Genomic DNA, 16,946 nt, shown 5'->3' with positions numbered 1-16,946 from the left:
TGTGCGGGGAAAGGCGTCAGAAGCGGCGGGTGATGAGCGCCCGCTTCACTTCCGCGATCGCCTTGGTGACCTCGATGCCGCGCGGGCACGCGTCCGTGCAGTTGAAGGTCGTACGGCAACGCCACACGCCGTCACGGTCGTTGAGGATCTCCAGGCGCTGCTCACCGGCCTCGTCACGCGAGTCGAAGATGAACCGGTGCGCGTTGACGATGGCGGCCGGGCCGAAGTACTGGCCGTCGTTCCAGAACACCGGGCACGAGGACGTGCAGGCGGCGCACAGGATGCACTTCGTCGTGTCGTCGAAGCGCTCGCGGTCCTCGGCGGACTGCAGCCGCTCGCGCGTCGGCTCGTTGGTCTCCTTCGTGATCAGGAAGGGCATCACGTCCCGGTACGCCTGGAAGAACGGCTCCATGTCCACGACCAGGTCCTTGAGGACCGTGAGGCCCTTGATGGCCTCGATCGTGATCGGCTTCTCGGGGTTGAGGTCCTTGATCAGCGTCTTGCACGCCAGGCGGTTCCTGCCGTTGATCCGCATGGCGTCGGAGCCGCAGATGCCGTGGGCGCAGGAACGGCGGAAGGTCAGCGTGCCGTCCTGATCCCACTTGATCTTGTGCAGCGCGTCGAGGACACGCTCCTTGGGGTCGATCTCCAGCTGGAAGTCTTCCCAGACCGCCTCGTCGGAGACCTCCGGGTTGAACCGGCGGATCCGGAAGGTCGCGGTGATGTACGGGGAGTCGCCGAAGCCGGGCTCGGGCGATCCGGCCGCTTCCGCCTTGTCCATAACAGGGGTAGCCATCAGTACTTACGCTCCATCGGCTGGTAGCGGGTCTGGACGACCGGCTTGTAGTCGAGCCGGATCGACTCGGCGCCGTCGTCGCCCACCTCGCGGTACGCCATGGTGTGGCGCATGAAGTTGACGTCGTCCCGGTTCGGGTAGTCCTCGCGGTAGTGGCCGCCGCGGGACTCCTTGCGAGCGAGCGCGGACGTGGCCATGACCTCGGCCAGATCGAGCAGGTTGCCCAGCTCGATCGCCTCCAGCAGGTCGGTGTTGAACCGCTTGCCCTTGTCCTGGATGGAGACGTTCAGGTAGCGCTCGCGCAGCTCCGCGATCTTCTCGACCGCCGTCTTGATCGTCTGCTCGGTGCGGAACACCATGACGTTGGCGTCCATGGTGTCCTGCAGCTCGCGGCGGATCTCGGCCACCCGCTCGGTGCCGGTGGAGGACCGCAGCCGCTCGATCTGCCCGACGACGAAGGACTCCGGGTTCTCCGGCAGCTCGACGAAGTCGACGGTGTGCGCGTACTCGGCGGCCGCGATGCCGGCCCGCTTGCCGAACACGTTGATGTCCAGCAGCGAGTTGGTGCCCAGCCGGTTGGCGCCGTGCACCGACACACAGGCGACCTCGCCCGCCGCGTACAGGCCGGGGACGACGGTGGTGTTGTCCGCCAGCACCTCGCCCTGGACGTTCGTCGGGATGCCGCCCATGGCGTAGTGCGCGGTCGGCTGGATCGGGATCGGGTCCGTGTACGGCTCGATGCCCAGGTAGGTCCGCGCGAACTCCGTGATGTCGGGCAGCTTGGCGTCCAGCTGCTCCGGCGGGAGGTGGGTGAGGTCCAGGTAGACGTGGTCGCCCTCGGGGCCGCAGCCGCGGCCCTCACGGATCTCCGTGTAGATGGACCGGGACACGACGTCGCGCGAGGCGAGGTCCTTCATGACCGGCGCGTACTTCTCCATGAAGCGCTCGCCGTCCTTGTTGCGCAGGATGCCGCCCTCACCGCGGGCGCCCTCCGTCAGCAGGATGCCCATGCGCCAGATGCCGGTCGGGTGGAACTGGAAGAACTCCATGTCCTCCAGCGGCAGCCCGCGCCGGTACACGGCCGCCTGGCCGTCACCGGTCAGGGTGTGCGCGTTGGACGTCACCCGGAAGAACTTGCCGGTACCCCCGGAGGCGTAGATCACGGACTTCGCCTGGAAGACGTGGATCTCGCCGGTGGCCAGCTCGTACGCCACCACACCGGCCGACTTCTTGACGCCGTCGACCTCGGTGATCAGCTGGTCCAGGACGTAGAACTCGTTGAAGAACTCCACGCCCTCCTTGACGCAGTTCTGGTACAGCGTCTGGAGGATCATGTGACCGGTGCGGTCGGCCGCGTAGCAGGAGCGGCGGACCGGGGCCTCGCCGTGGTTGCGGCTGTGGCCGCCGAAGCGGCGCTGGTCGATGGTGCCGTCCGGGGTGCGGTTGAACGGCAGGCCCATCTTCTCCAGGTCGAGAACGGAGTCGATGGCCTCCTTCGCCAGGATCTCGGCGGCGTCCTGGTCGACCAGGTAGTCACCGCCCTTGACCGTGTCGAAGGTGTGCCACTCCCAGTTGTCCTCCTCCACGTTGGCCAGCGCGGCGGCCATGCCGCCCTGCGCGGCGCCCGTGTGGGAGCGGGTGGGGTAGAGCTTGGTCAGGACGGCGGTACGGCTGCGCTTCGTCGACTCGATGGCCGCGCGCATGCCCGCGCCACCGGCGCCGACGATGACGGTGTCGTACTTGTGGATCTTCATGATTCTCGCAGCCCCGTGCCTAGCGGATGTTCGGGTCGAAGGTGAAGATCACCAGCGTGCCCAGCAGGATGGTGAACACCGTGGCGGTGTAGAGCAGGCCCTTGAGCCACAGCCGGGTGTTCGCGCGTTCCGCGTAGTCGTTGATGACCGTGCGCAGGCCGTTCGCGCCGTGCAGCATCGCGAGCCAGAGCATCAGCAGGTCCCAGACCTGCCAGAACGGCGAGGCCCAGCGGCCCGCCACGAAGGCGAAGCCGATCTTGGAGACGCCGCCGTCCAGCACGAGCTGGATCAGCAGGTGCCCGATGACCAGGACGACCAGGACGACGCCGGACAGGCGCATGAACAGCCAGGCGGCCATCTCGAAGTTGCCCCGGGTGGTCTTCGGGGACTTCTTGGTCCGCTGGCGCGGGGGCTCGATGACCGGCGCCGGGTTGTCGACCGAGTAGAGCGACGCGCCCTCGACGGGGCCGATGCCCGAAGCGGTGGATTCAGTCGTGGACATTGGCGTCAGCTCCCGAACAGTTCACGAGCGGCGTGGCCGAGCACGGGGTAGAGCGCCCCGAGCATCAGCACGACCCACACGGCGACGACGGTCCAGAGCATCTGCTTCTGGTACCGGGCGCCCTGGACCCAGAAGTCGACGGCGATGACACGCAGGCCGTTGAGCGCGTGGAAGAGGATGGCGGCGACGAGGCCGTACTCCAGCAGCGCGACGATCGGCGTCTTGTACGTGGCCACGACGGTGTCGTAGGCCTCCGGGGACACTCGCACGAGGGCGGTGTCCAGCACGTGGACGAACAGGAAGAAGAAGATGAGGACGCCGGTGACTCGATGAGCCACCCAGGACCACATTCCTTCCCGGCCGCGGTACAGCGTTCCAGCCGGCACGGAATTTTCCTCCGGGAGCGGGGGTTGGGGCCGCGCCGGCTTTCTCCGGGTCGGTCGGGCCCGGCCGGGTACGGTCCACCGGCCCCCAGCATCGTAGCCACGTATGGCCGCGTGGCGGACAGGGGCCCTGCCGCTGTGCTCGAACTGGCACGCTTACGGGCTAGAGGGGCGGGCCGCGGGACGGGTGCGGGGACGGGTTCCGAGGTGCCGCCGAGGGGGGCTTTGGGCGGCTTGATGCGGCTTGATGGGGGCTTGGCTGTCGCCTCCGGGCGGGTGTCGCGGCCTGTCAGTGGCCCGTCGGCGGTCCGTCGTTCGTGAGGAGGGCGGCCAGGCGACCCCGGGCCAGGCGCCGGAGTTCCTCCGCCGCCACCAGGCGCTCCTCCTCGGGATCGTTGGCCAATCGTGACCGGATGCCTTCGAGTACGTGGTCCAGGACCTCGTCCGGCTTCAGACCGTCGACGCAAATGACGAACGGATGTCCGAAACGGCTCTGGTAGGCCGCGTCGGCCGCGTTCAGGGCCGTATGGGCGGCGGAGTAGGCGTCCGCCGGGAGACCGGGGAGGGCTTCCGCGGCCAGCGCGTCGGCGCGGTCCGCGCGGGGCAGGTCGTAGGCCGCCTCGTCCGCCGCCGCCAGGAGGGCTTCCAGGTCCGGATACGGGCGGTGGGTCGCGACGCGCGCGGCCCAGCGAGGACTGTGCAGGCAGGCCAGCAGGGCGCTCTCGGCGTCCTCGGTGGGCGCGGCGTTGAAGTGGTCCAGTCCGGACGGGGCGCCGGGGGCGTCGGGCGCCCCGGGTGCTCCGGGGGTGCCGCGCGACTGTCCGGGTATGGCGACACGGTCGGGGAGATGCGGGAGACGGTGCGCAGGCAGCGTGGGTCCTCGGGGCGTCACGTGTGTGTCGATGTGGGGAAAGGAGTGGGGTTGAGTGGCAGATGGTGTGAGAGTTGTGCCGACACGTTATCGAGTGAGTCCATGACGTGTCCGATCGATAGTCGAGATTCACCCGGACGGGAGAGTTTCGGAACAGCTCATCGACGTCCGTCATCCGGATGGGCCGTAGGTTGGGCGTGTGAGTCAGCACAGGCAGCACAGGCGTCGTCCGTCCGCGCACCAGGTGAGGCAGCGGCGGATGCTGGTCGTGGCCCTCGCGGCGGGAGTGGTGGTCGCGGCGTCCGGCGTGGGCATCGGCCTCTGGGCGACGTCGGACGACGGCGGTCCGGCCGGTTCCGCCGCCTCCCGCTCCGGAGGCACGGCGGGTTCGCCGCCGGCCGGGGAGTCCGAGCCGAGCCCCACCCGTTCCTACCCCTTGTCCCAGGCGCCCCGGACCATCCCCGCCGTCCGTGACCACAGTGCCGAGCGCGGCCCCGGCTGGCGGCCCGAGCGCGGCCACCGGGTGGTTGTCGGCGATCCGGCGCTGGCGGACGAGGGCCGCCTCGTAGCCGGCGAGCTGGGCCTGACGTACGCGGGGGAGAAGAACGACGAGCGGGCCGGGGACCTGCGCCTGGAGCTGAACAAGGGCAAGGGCGCGAACCCCGAGTCGTACACGATGACCGTGCGGGGCGGGCGGGTGACCGTCAGCGCTCCCTCCGAGGCGGGCGTCTTCTACGGCACCCGCACCCTCAAGCAGCAGATCCGCGGCGCGAAGACCGCCCCCGAGGGGGTCGTGCGCGACGAGCCCGCCAAGCAGCGGCGCGGGATGATGCTGGACATCGCGCGCAAGTACTTCACCGCCGACTGGATCGAGGACCGGGTCCGTGAGCTCGGCGACCTGAAGTTCAACGAACTGGGTCTGCACTTCTCCGACGACCAGGGCTTCCGGATCGCGTCCGAATCGCACCCGGAGATCGTGTCCGACCAGCACCTGACCAAGGCACAGGTCAAGCGGATCGTCGACCTCGCCGCGAGCCGGCACATCACCGTCGTGCCCGAGATCGACTCGCCCGGACACCTCGGTGCGGTCATCGCCGCCCACCCCGGCCTCCAGTTGCGCAACGCGGGCGGCGGGGCGGTGCGCGGCGCGATCGACATCTCCGATCCGAAGTCCGCCGAGATCGTCGACGACCTGCTGAACGAGTACGCGGAGCTGTTCCCCGGCTCGCAGTGGCACCTCGGCGCCGACGAGTACCAGGCACTGGTGGTGCCCGACCCCGAGGTGTCGTTCCCGGGACTTGCCGCCGCCGCGCGGAAGGAGCACGGCTCCGGCGCCACCATCGAGGACCTGGCCACGAGCTGGCTCAACGACCGCGCCGACACCGTCCGCGCCCACGAACGCACGCTCCGCGCCTGGAACGACGGCTTCTTCGAGGACGGTTCGGTGCGGGCCGCGAAGGACATCCAGGTCGCCTACTGGACCGGCAAGGAGATCGGCGCCCGGCAGCCGGCGAACTATCTGAGCGAGGGCCGCGAGGTCCTCAACTACAACGACGAGTTCCTCTACTACGTGTTGGGTGAGCCGAACGACTTCGTCTACCCCACGGGGGAGCGGATCTACGAGCAGTGGACGCCGCGCGTGCTGCGCGGCACCACCGCCGTGCCCTCCCGGTACGACGGTCAGATCCTCGGCGGGTCCTTCGCCATCTGGTGCGACCTGTCCGGTTCGCAGAGTGAGGCCCAGGTCGCGGCCGGGATCAGGATGCCGCTGCGGGCGACCGTGCAGAAGCTCTGGGACCCGGCCGAACCGGCACTGTCCTGGGCGGAGTTCCGGAGCCTGGCGGACGAGGTGGACTGAGCCGGACCGGGTGGGGTGGGTTTCGGTTGGTTCCGGTGGGTTCCGGAGGGGTCTTTACCTGCTGGTCCTCGAAGTCGGTTAAGTGAGCGTAACCGTGTGTGCGTGAGTGTCGTTGTCAGAGCGTGAATCTGACGGAATGGGCGAAGACGCAGGGCGTGCATCCGCAGACCGCGTATCGCTGGTTCCGTGAGGGAACATTGCCGGTACAAGCTCAGCGGGTCGGGCCGCGCACGATCCTGGTGACCATCGACGCGAACGCCACACCCGAGGCCGTCGGCGGTCTGGGCCTGTATGCCCGCGTCTCCTCGCACGGTCAGAGAACCGATCTGGAACGCCAGGTGGCTCGGCTGTCGGCGTGGGCGGCGAAGGCCGGTCACCGGGTCGTTCGCGTGGAGGCGGAGATCGCCTCAGGGATGGGCGGATGCCGTTCCAAGGCCCGGCGTCTGCTGGCCGATCCGCACGTGACCTGCGTGGTGGTCGAGCACAAGGACCGGCTCGGCCGGATGAACATCGAGCTTGTCGAGGCCGCCTTGTCCGCGACGGGCCGTCGCCTGCTGGTGCTGGACGACGGCGAGGTCGAAGACGACCTGGTGCGGGACATGGTGGAGGTGCTGACCTCGTTCTGCGCCCGCCTGTACGGGCGCAGGTCGGCGAAGAACCGCGCCCGCAAGGCACTGGAAGCCGCCGAACATGGCTGACCGCCGCACCGGACGCGCCGTTCGTCGCTCTCGGCGCGTCCGGTGTGGCGGTACGCACCCGCCTCAAGGACCTCACGCCCGAGGACGAGAAGGTGCTCAGGCTGGTGGGCGTGCACCTCGGATCGCTCGCGTCGAAAGACCTCAAAGCCCGCTGCATGGACGGACTTGAACACTCCACCGACACATGGGCGGCGCGGAAGCGGGAGCTGACGGCCCAGTCGTCCTCGCGGTGGGCGGGAAGTATCACCAAGGCCACACACGACCAATGGGCACTGGCCCGGCGCGGACAGACAGCGCACCTTCAGTCTCTCGAAGCCGACGTCCGGACGATCCGGCACCGCCTGTCGCTCCCGGTCGGCGAGAAGGGCGGCAAACGCGCTCCGGGCGGCTACCGCTCCGCCCACGAATGGTTTCACAAGACGCGCCGCCTTCATGTCCTCGAAGACCGACTCGACAAGGTCCGCGCCGACCGTGACAACGGCGTCGTACACGTGACGCGGGGCGGTAAACGCCTGCTGGGCACCCGCCACCACCTCGACGAGGCGCAGCTCACCGGGACCGAATGGCGCGAACGCTGGGAGGCGGAGCGCTGGTTCCTCGCCGCTGACGGGGAGTCCGGCAAAAGGTTCGGGAACGAGACGATCCGTATCTCGCCCGACGGCGAAGTGTCGATCAGGCTCCCGGCCCCGCTCGCCGACCTGGCGAATGCCAGGCACGGCCGGTACGTACTCGCCGCGAAGGTGCGCTTTTCTCACCGGGGCGAGGAGTGGGCCGACCGTGTGGAAGCCAACCGGGCGGCCGCCTACCGCATCCACTACGACGTGCGGCGTGGGCGCTGGTATGTGACGGCCTCCTGGCAGATCCCGCCGACGAAGACCGTCCCGATGGAAGCAGCCCTCGCCCACGGCGTGATCGGTGTGGACACCAACGCCGATCACCTGGCCGCGTGGCGCCTCGATGCCCATGGGAACCCGATCGGCCGTCCCCGCCGGTTCGACTACGAGCTGTCCGGCAGCGCGGACCATCGTGACGCCCAGGTGCGGCACGCCCTGTCGCGGCTGCTGAACTGGGCCAGGTCCTGCGGCGTCACAGCCATCGCAGTCGAAGACCTCGACTTCACGGCGGAGAAGACCCGCGAGAAGCACGGCCGCCGACGCCGCTTCAGACAGATGATCTCCGGCATACCCACCGGCAGGCTCCGCGCCCGGCTGGCCTCCATGGCCGACGCCACAGGTATCGCGATCATCGCCGTGGACCCGGCGTACACCAGCAAGTGGGGCGCCCAGCACTGGCAGAAGCCGATGGCCACCCCCACTCGTAAGACCACCCGGCACGATGCCGCGAGCATCGCGATCGGGCGACGCGCCCAAGGACATCCGATCCGGCGACGGACGACACCGCCCCGTGCACACCAGAGCGATGCGCACGGGCATCGGACCGTCCAGGCCCGACCGGCGGTCCCTGGGGGTGAGGGACCCCGCCCCCGCACTCCCGGACCACGGACACGATCCGTGCCGCCGGACGCGGCGAGAACGCGGGCGACCAGGACATCCAAAACCGTTCGGGGTGTCCGCAGTGACCGGATATGGGTCCAAGACTCACTCCTGCTCACTGATTAGGAACGGTTTCGCGGGATGGATCACGGCATATTCCTGCGAACCCCCGTACGACTGTGGTGGTCTTCTGACGAGCCGAAACCGATACACCGGGGGGGATGCCGGCACATGGGCTACTGGGGGTATTTCGTCGTGGGCCGTGACGAGCGGCCGCTTGCCGAACGGGACGCGCTGGCCGGTGCCCGGGGGATGACCCTGCGCACGTCGGCCCCGGGCGGATGGCAGGTCTGGGAGTACCCGAGCGGCGACGGCGGCATAGGGAACATGAACGACCTCGCCGAGGAGACCGGCGCACCCGCGCTGTTCGGCTACGTGATGAACAGCGACTGCGTGGTGGTGGAGGCGGCGGCACTTCAGAGCGGCGCCTGGACGACCTGCCTGGCGCGGTCCGCGATGGCGGACTACCTCGGCGCCCCGGCGGGCGGCACCGGCGGGGCGGACGGCGTCGAGGGCGCGGAGGGCGTGGTGCGGGACGGGCTCACGCTGGAGGACTACTTCCTGGAGCCGCGTGACGCCGCCGACCGGGCCGTCGAGTGGGCCGCCGAGGCCGGACACACCGTGTCCGTGGAGGAACTGGTCGAGGTGCTGACCGCCGACCCCGATCCCCTGGCCGAAAACTTATTCCTCAGATTGCTCGACCGGCTGGGAATCGTCCCTCTGTGACATTCCTGGGCCGTCGCACGCAGTAAGGGAAAGTGCGGCCTCCGTACCGGTGAGGTCCATGAAGAGCCTCTTCAGAGGCCTGTGAAGACCCGCTGAGGAGACGTGGATGAGCCTGGTGGAACTGATCGCGCAGGCCGACGAGCGAGGGCTGGCCGCGAGTGGGATGGCTTGTTTGGATCGCTGCATGCCGTTGCTGGGCGGTGGCGACGAGACGCTGCGCCCCCTGTGGGGGAGCCTCGCCGAGGATGCCGCCGCCGAGGAATGGGCCGAGCGGCTGGAGCAGACCCGCGGCAAGCTCGCCGCAGCGGACGGCGCGCACGGAGTCGAGGCGACGGCGCTCGCGCACCGGATGCTCACCACCGCTCCGGCGGAGCGCTCCACCGCCGCACTGCGCGTGTGGGCCCACGCCTGCTCGGTCGCCGCGCTGCGGGTCCACCGCATCCTGGACGGCGCCGATCCCGCCGAGGACGTGACGGACGCGGTCGAGGCAGCCCGCGAGGGCCGTACGGAAGATCTGCCACTGTCACCGCTCTGCGCCGCCGAACTGCGCCGCCAGATCACCGTCCTGGAGGTTCTGGCCGGTCACGGCCCGGCCGGGCTGCGGCGCGCGCTGGAGGTCTCGACGGAGGGCCGGCGCGTCCTGGTCGCGGCCCTCTCCCGCCGGAACCGCAGGGAGGGCTGACCGGGGCGGGGCGAGTGACCGGGGCGGGACGGCCGCCGCCGGTTCATAGGAGTAACCACTTCACCACCGCCTCGTGCCGCTGCGCCGTGCGCGCGTAGAACGCGGTCAGGTCGCGGTGGGCCGCCGCGAAGACGCCGCGTGCTTGCTGCTCCATGCCCGGGCCGCCGTAGCGCGGGACGATCCGGGCACGGGCCCGCTGCCACAGCGCGTCGAAGTCGGCGTTCTTCAGGAAGCCGGCGACGCGGCCGGCCTGTGCCGCGGTGAGCAACAGGAACGGCGGCCGGTCAGGACCGGGCGGGGAGACCGGCCGGCCACCGAGCACGACGTGCGCGGGCGGTCCGTCCGGTGCGTGCGGCGAGGGGACGCCCGCGTAGAGGAACTCGTGGTCGAGGTAGCCCTTGTCGAGGACCTCCTCGCGGTGCCGGCCGATGCGTTCGCGCACGGTGCCCCAGTCGTCCTCGAACAGCCGCAGCAGCCAGACAGGGCTGTTGCGCAGGGCCGGGGGCGGCACGGCGCGGAAGTGGAAGTACGTACTCATCGAAGACATGAGCGCAGCCGGGCCCCGATCCGTCACCCCGACGTCGATCGCCCTGTCGCCCGCCGGGCCGGACGCCCGCGGGAACGGCCGCTCCTGTGAGCGCGCCGTGGCGGAGCCGGGGCGGTTCTGCGCCGGTTGCCCGCGACCGCGCACATCCGGGTGACGAAACCGCGGGCCGGAGCGCTCTATCGAGTGTGACGACTGCGACAACTACGGCGACTGAGACCGCGACGACCGCGACGACCGCGGCGACACAGCAGGAGCCCCGGCCCTCGGCCGCGGCCAAGCCCGTGCGGTGGGCGGCGGACACCGTGACGGCGATGCGCGAAGGGGCGCGGCTGCGCCTCGACTACTCGGCGCGCAGTCTGTGGAGCGTCGACCGCGCCATCGAGGACATACGCGGGGAGTCGGCCCCGTACGCCGCCATGGAGACGGTGCTGCGCGGGTTCGGCGCCTACGCCGGTGAGGTGATCGTGCGTCAGTCCGGTGGCGAGTGGTGGGCCTCGGGCGGCGAGCGCTGGGTCCGTACCCCCGACGGCCGCCTCTGGGACCCGATGGAGGAGGCCCGCCGCTGCTACACGGCCGAGGGATCCCTGCGCCTGCTGTGCCGGGACGCGTCGAGCGGGGACCGCTGAGGTGACGGGCGTCACCGCCGGCATGCCTCGGCCGTGGGGCGTGCCGGTCTCCGTGCTGGTTACGGCGTCAGGGCCTGGCCCTGACGGGCGCCCCTCGGGGTGTCCGGGTTCATCGCCCGACCGTCCGGTGGCCGACTCGCCCTGCCGGACTCGGCTCCGCCGGCCGGTCGGCGGGACGCACGGGGCAGCTGACGAGCTGTGACATTTTCGTGGCGCCGGACGCTGATGACCGTGGGGCCGTGGGCACGACCCGACGTGGCGCGCCGGACGGCTGCGGTACGGACCGGTACGGACGAGGACAGTTCTTGGGCAAGGGAGGGCAACCCCGCCGCGCACAGGCGCACGACGGGGAACTGGGCGCGGCCGTCGCGCGGGCCCAGGACGGTGACGAGGCCGCCTTCGCCGTGGCCTACCGGCTCGTGCAGCCCAGACTCCTCGGCTACGTGCGCGGACTGGTCGGCGACGACGCGGAGGACGTGACCTCGGACGCCTGGCTGGAGATAGCCCGTGACCTCGGCCGGTTCAAGGGCGACGGAGCGGGGTTCCGGGGCTGGACGGCGACCATCGCCCGGCACCGGGCACTGGACCACCTGCGCCGGCAACGGGCGCGGCCACGGCCCTCGGCGCTGGAACAGGACGTGCTGGACCTCCCCGGCCCGCAGAGCACGCACGACCAGGCGCTGGAGGCCATCTCCACCGAGCGCGCCCTGGAACTGGTCGCCGGGCTGCCCCGGGACCAGGCCGAGGCCGTCCTGCTGCGCGTGGTCGTCGGCCTCGACGGCCCCGCCGCCGCCCGCGTTCTCGGCAAGCGGCCGGGCGCGGTACGGATGGCCGCGTACCGGGGTCTGAAACGCCTGGCCAGGCAGGTGGGCGGCGAAAGTGTGACGGATGCGGCCTCCCGGACGCTGGGTGAGTCGAAGTGACCGGTGACCGGGACGGCGCGTGACGGCGGACGGGGCCACTTCGTGACGCACGGCCGGTTCGGCGGTCTGAACAAGCCGGACGTGCGGAACGTATGCGTCGGTCGGACGACACCGCCCGGCCGGGCGAACGGACCGAGTGGACCGAACGGGTTGAACGGGTTGAACGGGGACGGATGCGGACATGGGTGAACGGAGGAGCGACGGCGGGACACCCGGCCGTCGGCGTGTGCGCCCTGAGGCCACGTCGCAGGGCCACCGCACGGACCGACAGGGCCGCCCCGGTTCCGCCTCCGGCTCCGTTCGGCATCCTGCCCGTGACGCCGTCGGCCCCGGCGCCCTCGGCATCGAGTCCCTGCTCGCCGAAGCCCTGATCCGGGACGGTGTCGACGCCGGGTCCGAACAGCGGGCCGTGGCCGCGTTCCGGGAGGCGCGGGAGGCGGGCGCGCATCGCACCCGCACCCGGCGCCGCGACGACTGGCGCCCCCGGGAGCCGCGCCTCGGCCGTTTCTCGGTGAAGGCCACCCTCTCCGTCCTGGTCGTCGGCCTCAGCCTGGGCGGGGTCGCCGTAGCGGGGATCGGTGCGGCCGGGAGGGCGACGGACGGTTCCCGGGAGGGCGGGGCCCGACCGCCGGCACCGGCGGTCACCTCCGTCCCGTCCGAGGACCTGTCCGAGGACCCGTCCGCGGGCCGGCCCCCCGCCGCCGCCGGCCCGGACGCGGGCCCGGACGCCGGCCCGGACGCGGGTTCCGGCCCCGCCACCCCGGAGCGCGCGCTCCGGGCCAAGGATACCGAGGCCCACTGCCGCGCGTACGAGAAGGTCGAGGGGCGCGGCAAGGCGCTCGAATCGGCCGCCTGGAAGCGGCTCGTCGAAGCGGCGGGCGGCGCGGCGAACGTCGACGCCCACTGCGCCGGGCAGTCGCGGTCGGCGACGGGCGAGGCGGAGCCCGGTGGCACCGGTGCGCCGAGGAGCCGGCCCGGCGACGCGGGCAACTCCGGCAACGGCCTCGGTGGCTCGGACCACGGTGCGAGCGATCGTCAGGGTGCGTCCGCCCGGCCGGGTGGCGAAAAGAAGCCGTAGCCCACGCCTGCCAGGGCAACGGCCGGGGCCGCCACCCCCCACAGGAGAGGCCCCGGCCGTCGCGCGGCACGGACCGCGCGGCGGCCCGTAACTCCTACAGCGCCATGAGTGCGTTTTCTGTCACACCGTGCGGTCACAAGTTCGTTGAATCGTGCACGGGATCGCGGACGGACATGGACGGGGAGAGGTTTGAGGTCGTAACGTGCCTTTCGCGCCAGGCTGCGACGGACACATGACCACGACCCACCCGCAGCCAGAGACCGCAACCATCAATTGAGGAACCACGACGGCGAGAACCCGGTCCGCGAGAGCGGCGCCGGCTTAGGCGCAAAGAGGGTGCGCGGTGCTGGGGGACGACGCGGAGCTGACGGCCGCGGTGGGGGCTGCGCAGGACGGGGACGAGACCGCGTTCCGGGCGGTGTACCGGACCGTGCACCCGCGGCTGCTGGGGTACGTACGCACGCTGGTGGGCGAACCCGACGCCGAGGACGTGACGTCCGAGGCGTGGCTGCAGATAGCCCGGGACCTGCAGCGGTTCAGCGGTGACGCGGACCGGTTCCGCGGCTGGGCCGCCCGGATCGCCCGCAACCGCGCCCTCGACCACATCCGCATGCGCGGGCGCCGCCCCGCGATCGGCGGCGACGAGACCGAACTGACCGGGCGGCCCGCCGAGTCCGACACCGCCGACCAGGCCATCGAGGCGATGGCCACCGACGGTGCCTTCGCCCTCATCTCGCGGCTGCCGCAGGACCAGGCCGAGGCCGTCGTCCTGCGGGTGGTCGTGGGCCTCGACGCGAGGACCGCCGCCGAGACGCTGGGCAAACGGCCGGGCGCCGTCCGCACGGCCGCGCACCGGGGCCTGAGACGGCTGGCTGAGATACTCGACGGCGATCCGGAGGCACATCCGGAATCCGCAGAGGCGCTCGACGCCCTCCCGCCCCAGAGAGAACCACGCCGCCCTGCGGTGACGTCCGCGAGTGTGACGCATATGCGAGCGCGGACGCAGAAGGACATGTGATGGCCGACGAGCAGTACAGGTGGCTGAACCGCGAAACGGCGGAGCGACTGCTGAGCGGAGAGTCACCCGAAGCTGCCGACCCGGCCGACCGCGATCAGGCCGAACGGCTCTTGAGCGCACTCGGCGCGCTGTCCGCCCCACCCCCGTCGGCCGGCGGGGAACTCCCCGGTGAGGCTGCCGCGCTGGCCGCTTTCCGCAAGGTCCGCGAGGAGCGGGCGGGCCAGGCCGCCGAGGCGGTGCCCGACGTGTCCGCCGTACCCGTCGCGCACCGGACCGGGGCCGCCCAGGGCCAGGGCCCTGACGTCGGGTTGGTCAGGATCGGCGCTCCGTCCGCGGACCGACCCGGAGCCGAGCGGGTGCCCCGCTGGGCTCGCCCCGTGCGCTTCGGGCTGGCTGCCGCGCTGACCGTGGGCATGGTCGGCGGTGCCGCGGTCCTGGTCGGTACCGGAGTGCTGCCGACACCGTCCGGAGTCTTCGGCCCCGCCGCCACGGCCACGGCCACCGCCACCGGCCCACCCGAACGCCCCCTGCCGCCGCACCCGTCGAAGAAGGACGCGCTGGGCGGCGCCACCCCCGGGCGCGAGCCGGGCAAGCCGTCCGGTGACGCCGGCGGGGACGCCGGCGGCGACATCCGCGGGGACACCGGGCGGCAGGACGGACCGGGCACCGGCGCCGACGAGGACGGCGGCGCGGCGGAGCCCGGCGCGAAGACCGGCGACCTCGCGGTCGGCAACGGCCGTGGGAAGCAGATCGCCTCGGCCTGCCGCGCCTTACGCGACGGTCGCAAGCTCCCGGGCAACCGCAGGCGCCTGCTGGAGGACGCGGCGGGCGGCTCCACCCAGGTCGGGCCGTACTGCGAGAACGTCCTGGCCGCCGACGGCACCGGAGCCGACACGGGCACGGGCTCCGGCACTGACTCCAGCTCTACGACGAAGAGGGACGACGGCAACGACACCGGCAACGGCCGGAGCAACAACGGCAACGGCAACGGCGGCAACGAGGGCGCGGCGAACGGGAACGGCGGCAACAACGGAAACGGCAACAACGGCAAGGGCAACGGCGGCAACAACGGAAACGGCAACAACGGCAAGGGCAAGGGCAACGGCGGCAACAACGGAAACGGCAACAACGGAAACGGCAAGGGCAACGGCGGCAACAACGGCAAGGGTGCCGACGCCTCCGGCTGAACCGCGACATTAAGGGCGTTCGGCGTTTCGGTGCCCCCGGGTGTGACGTTTTCGGCCACCGGGGCGCAGTACTGAGTGAGCCGACTGGTCATCGGCTTTTGCACGGAGCCGGGTTCCCCCCGTACCTGGGGCTCGTGCATTCGGCGCGGGCGGGACACGTTCCCCCGGTCCCGCCCGCGCCCTTCTCGTCCCTCTGATGCCGTAGGCGCCCGCGCGGTGCTCACCAGTGGACGACGACCTTGTCGCCGTTGCGCACCTGCTCGTACAGCCGGGCGACGGCCGCCTCGTCCCGCACATTGACGCAGCCGTGCGAGGAACCGGCGTAGCCCCGCGCGGCGAAGTCGGCGGAGAAGTGCACGGCTTGGCCGCCACTGAAGAACATGGCGTAGGGCATCGGCGAGTCGTAGAGCGTGGACACATGGTCGCGGGACTTCCAGTAGACCTCGAAGACACCGTCGCGCGTCGGTGTGGGGTCGGAGCCGAAGCGGACGGGCAGCGTCGTCAGGGTCCGTCCGTCGATCATCCAGCGCAGGGTGCGGCTGGACTTGCTGATGCACAGCACCCGGCCCGTCCGGCAGCGCGGGTCGGGAGCGGCGGCCGGCTGGCCGCCCATCAGGTACAGCTCCCACCGGCCCGGCTCGTGTGTCATGCCGAGCAGCCGCTGCCAGGTGACGGTGTCGGTCCGCCCGGTCCGCGGCAGCCCGCGCTTGCCCTGGAACCCCTCGACGGCCTCCCGCGTGGGACCGTCGTACGTCCCGGTGGGGCCGTCGAACAGCCAGGCGACCTGCCGCAGCCGGGCCTGGAGCTCACGGATGTCACGGCCCGAATCACCGGGGGACCACAGCACCCGCGCCGGCACGCTCTCCGGGCGGCCACCGGCGTCGGAACCCTCGTCCCTCCTGCCGTCGTCGGCCCCGGACCCGGCCCCCGAATCGGCCCCGGCCCCGGAATCGCTGCCGGATCCGGAATCGGAATCGGAGTCCGTACCGGAAGGCGGCCGGTGCGCCGGCGGCGTCCGGCTCGGCAGCTCGATGCGCACCGGAGACCGCCCGTCGCCGTCCGCGTCGACGGGCTGCACGGTGCAGCCCACCGCGCCCCCGGCCAGCGCGGCCAGTGCCACGCCCGCGGCAACGGCCCTCGTCGCCGTACCCGCGCCCGACCGCGACCGAGTCCGCGCCGGTGTCCGCGCCGTCGTCCCCATGACCCCGGTCCCCGCCGCTCTGGTCCCCATGCCCGTAGTGCGCACGCGAGCCCCCCCTCGCCTCACCGGTCCCTGCGTGCCGTCACCTGAGATGCTCCCCGACGTGACCGCTCCCGAACCAGGGGGCATGGTGGTGAGTGACAGGCGGACGGCGGCGGAGGCGAGCGCTGTGAGCGGGGTCCCACCGGCCCTGTGAGGAAGGTCCCAGCGTGCGCCCCTGCACCGGGTCCCACGCCCACGGCTACAGTCCGACGGAGAGTCGGGTCCGTGCTACGGGTAGTCGGTCTGTACCGACCGGTGAGCAACTGACGGTAAACGGGCGAGCAGAACGAGCGGCGCTGTTCAGCGGGAGGCATCACACCATGGCACGCGAGTCGGGCAGTGCCCGGTCCACCGAGAGCGGACTGCCCATCGAACCGGTCTACGGACCGGAGGCCCTCGAGGGCTGGAACCCGGCCGAGCAGTTGGGCGAGCCGGGGACGTTCCCGTTCACCCGGGGCGTGTACCCGACGATGTACACCGGTCGCCCCTGGACGATGCGCC

Annotated in this window: 18 protein-coding genes; 11 read left to right on the top strand and 7 right to left on the bottom strand. The window is 71.4% G+C overall.

Annotation, left to right across the window (positions count from 1 at the left end):
* Positions 1–16 precede the first annotated feature (16 nt).
* The 5 genes from ACFP2V_RS14395 to ACFP2V_RS14375 all read right to left on the bottom strand — a co-directional run bounded on the left by ACFP2V_RS14395 (position 17) and on the right by ACFP2V_RS14375 (position 4,327).
* Positions 17–796, bottom strand: coding sequence for a succinate dehydrogenase iron-sulfur subunit (locus tag ACFP2V_RS14395; protein WP_381211042.1), 780 nt, complete (start codon positions 794–796; stop codon positions 17–19).
* Positions 796–2,550, bottom strand: coding sequence for a succinate dehydrogenase flavoprotein subunit (gene sdhA / locus ACFP2V_RS14390; RefSeq protein ID WP_381211039.1), 1,755 nt, complete (start codon positions 2,548–2,550; stop codon positions 796–798). The genes ACFP2V_RS14395 and sdhA overlap by 1 nt, the downstream gene beginning before the upstream one ends.
* 19 nt (positions 2,551–2,569) lie before the next feature.
* Complete coding sequence (locus tag ACFP2V_RS14385; RefSeq protein WP_381211037.1) at positions 2,570–3,052, bottom strand: succinate dehydrogenase hydrophobic membrane anchor subunit; 483 nt, start codon at positions 3,050–3,052, stop codon at positions 2,570–2,572.
* A gap of 5 nt (positions 3,053–3,057) precedes the next feature.
* A complete protein-coding gene (gene sdhC / locus ACFP2V_RS14380; RefSeq protein WP_381211034.1) occupies positions 3,058–3,438 on the bottom strand; it encodes a succinate dehydrogenase, cytochrome b556 subunit in 381 nt (126 codons plus the stop codon).
* 286 nt (positions 3,439–3,724) lie between these two features.
* A complete protein-coding gene (locus ACFP2V_RS14375) occupies positions 3,725–4,327 on the bottom strand; it encodes a 2-oxo-4-hydroxy-4-carboxy-5-ureidoimidazoline decarboxylase (protein WP_381211032.1) in 603 nt (200 codons plus the stop codon).
* Between the two features lie 238 nt (positions 4,328–4,565).
* On the opposite strand from ACFP2V_RS14375, the gene ACFP2V_RS14370 reads away from it, so the two are divergent.
* The 5 genes from ACFP2V_RS14370 to ACFP2V_RS14350 all read left to right on the top strand — a co-directional run bounded on the left by ACFP2V_RS14370 (position 4,566) and on the right by ACFP2V_RS14350 (position 9,823).
* On the top strand, positions 4,566–6,164 hold the full coding sequence (locus ACFP2V_RS14370; RefSeq protein ID WP_381211465.1) for a beta-N-acetylhexosaminidase: 1,599 nt from the start codon (positions 4,566–4,568) through the stop codon (positions 6,162–6,164).
* A 122-nt stretch (positions 6,165–6,286) separates the two neighbouring features.
* Entirely contained in the window at positions 6,287–6,862 is a 576-nt protein-coding gene (locus ACFP2V_RS14365; protein WP_381211029.1) for an IS607 family transposase, read from the top strand.
* Between the two features lie 44 nt (positions 6,863–6,906).
* A complete protein-coding gene (locus ACFP2V_RS14360; RefSeq protein ID WP_381211027.1) occupies positions 6,907–8,481 on the top strand; it encodes an IS200/IS605 family accessory protein TnpB-related protein in 1,575 nt (524 codons plus the stop codon).
* Positions 8,482–8,586: 105 nt separating this feature from the next.
* Entirely contained in the window at positions 8,587–9,141 is a 555-nt protein-coding gene (locus ACFP2V_RS14355; protein WP_381211024.1) for a hypothetical protein, read from the top strand.
* A gap of 106 nt (positions 9,142–9,247) precedes the next feature.
* Positions 9,248–9,823 (top strand): hypothetical protein, encoded by a 576-nt coding sequence (locus ACFP2V_RS14350; RefSeq protein WP_381211021.1) that lies wholly within the window; start codon positions 9,248–9,250, stop codon positions 9,821–9,823.
* 43 nt (positions 9,824–9,866) lie between these two features.
* On the opposite strand, the gene ACFP2V_RS14345 is transcribed toward ACFP2V_RS14350, so the two are convergent.
* The gene (locus tag ACFP2V_RS14345) at positions 9,867–10,361 is read right to left on the bottom strand and encodes a DUF1877 family protein (protein WP_381211018.1); all 495 of its coding nucleotides are present in this window, start codon (positions 10,359–10,361) and stop codon (positions 9,867–9,869) included.
* A 290-nt stretch (positions 10,362–10,651) separates the two neighbouring features.
* Here ACFP2V_RS14345 and ACFP2V_RS14340 point away from each other — a divergent pair, with 290 nt between their 5' ends.
* The 5 genes from ACFP2V_RS14340 to ACFP2V_RS14320 all read left to right on the top strand — a co-directional run bounded on the left by ACFP2V_RS14340 (position 10,652) and on the right by ACFP2V_RS14320 (position 15,202).
* Positions 10,652–10,996, top strand: coding sequence for a hypothetical protein (locus tag ACFP2V_RS14340; RefSeq protein ID WP_381211462.1), 345 nt, complete (start codon positions 10,652–10,654; stop codon positions 10,994–10,996).
* A 305-nt stretch (positions 10,997–11,301) separates the two neighbouring features.
* Positions 11,302–11,919 (top strand): RNA polymerase sigma factor, encoded by a 618-nt coding sequence (locus ACFP2V_RS14335; RefSeq protein ID WP_381211460.1) that lies wholly within the window; start codon positions 11,302–11,304, stop codon positions 11,917–11,919.
* A gap of 181 nt (positions 11,920–12,100) precedes the next feature.
* Positions 12,101–12,997, top strand: coding sequence for a hypothetical protein (locus ACFP2V_RS14330; RefSeq protein WP_381211015.1), 897 nt, complete (start codon positions 12,101–12,103; stop codon positions 12,995–12,997).
* A gap of 343 nt (positions 12,998–13,340) precedes the next feature.
* The gene (locus tag ACFP2V_RS14325) at positions 13,341–14,015 is read left to right on the top strand and encodes an RNA polymerase sigma factor (RefSeq protein ID WP_381211012.1); all 675 of its coding nucleotides are present in this window, start codon (positions 13,341–13,343) and stop codon (positions 14,013–14,015) included.
* Complete coding sequence (locus ACFP2V_RS14320; RefSeq protein WP_381211009.1) at positions 14,015–15,202, top strand: hypothetical protein; 1,188 nt, start codon at positions 14,015–14,017, stop codon at positions 15,200–15,202. Before ACFP2V_RS14325 ends, ACFP2V_RS14320 begins: the two co-directional genes overlap by 1 nt.
* A 220-nt stretch (positions 15,203–15,422) precedes the next feature.
* Here ACFP2V_RS14320 and ACFP2V_RS14315 read toward each other — a convergent pair whose 3' ends face one another.
* Positions 15,423–16,316 carry a L,D-transpeptidase family protein gene (locus ACFP2V_RS14315; RefSeq protein ID WP_381211457.1) on the bottom strand — a complete coding sequence of 298 codons (894 nt, stop codon included), beginning with the start codon at positions 16,314–16,316 and terminating at the stop codon, positions 15,423–15,425.
* Positions 16,317–16,765: 449 nt separating this feature from the next.
* On the opposite strand from ACFP2V_RS14315, the gene ACFP2V_RS14310 reads away from it, so the two are divergent.
* A partial coding sequence (locus ACFP2V_RS14310; protein ID WP_381211006.1) for a methylmalonyl-CoA mutase family protein occupies positions 16,766–16,946 on the top strand: 181 nt, incomplete at its 3' end.

It is taken from the genome of Streptomyces incanus, assembly GCF_042656345.1.
Lineage (GTDB): Bacteria > Actinomycetota > Actinomycetes > Streptomycetales > Streptomycetaceae > Streptomyces > Streptomyces incanus.
This window is presented reverse-complemented; position numbering and strand designations above follow the sequence as displayed.

Bases quoted from the DNA above. Each gene is read 5' to 3' on its own strand.
- ACFP2V_RS14395 (WP_381211042.1), bottom strand. From the start codon at position 796: ATGGCTACCCCTGTTATGGACAAGGCGGAAGCGGCCGGATCGCCCGAG.
- sdhA (WP_381211039.1), bottom strand. From the start codon at position 2,550: ATGAAGATCCACAAGTACGACACCGTCATCGTCGGCGCCGGTGGCGCG.
- ACFP2V_RS14385 (WP_381211037.1), bottom strand. From the start codon at position 3,052: ATGTCCACGACTGAATCCACCGCTTCGGGCATCGGCCCCGTCGAGGGC.
- ACFP2V_RS14370 (WP_381211465.1), top strand. From the start codon at position 4,566: ATGCTGGTCGTGGCCCTCGCGGCGGGAGTGGTGGTCGCGGCGTCCGGC.
- ACFP2V_RS14355 (WP_381211024.1), top strand. From the start codon at position 8,587: ATGGGCTACTGGGGGTATTTCGTCGTGGGCCGTGACGAGCGGCCGCTT.
- ACFP2V_RS14350 (WP_381211021.1), top strand. From the start codon at position 9,248: ATGAGCCTGGTGGAACTGATCGCGCAGGCCGACGAGCGAGGGCTGGCC.
- ACFP2V_RS14345 (WP_381211018.1), bottom strand. From the start codon at position 10,361: ATGAGTACGTACTTCCACTTCCGCGCCGTGCCGCCCCCGGCCCTGCGC.
- ACFP2V_RS14330 (WP_381211015.1), top strand. From the start codon at position 12,101: ATGGGTGAACGGAGGAGCGACGGCGGGACACCCGGCCGTCGGCGTGTG.
- ACFP2V_RS14320 (WP_381211009.1), top strand. From the start codon at position 14,015: ATGGCCGACGAGCAGTACAGGTGGCTGAACCGCGAAACGGCGGAGCGA.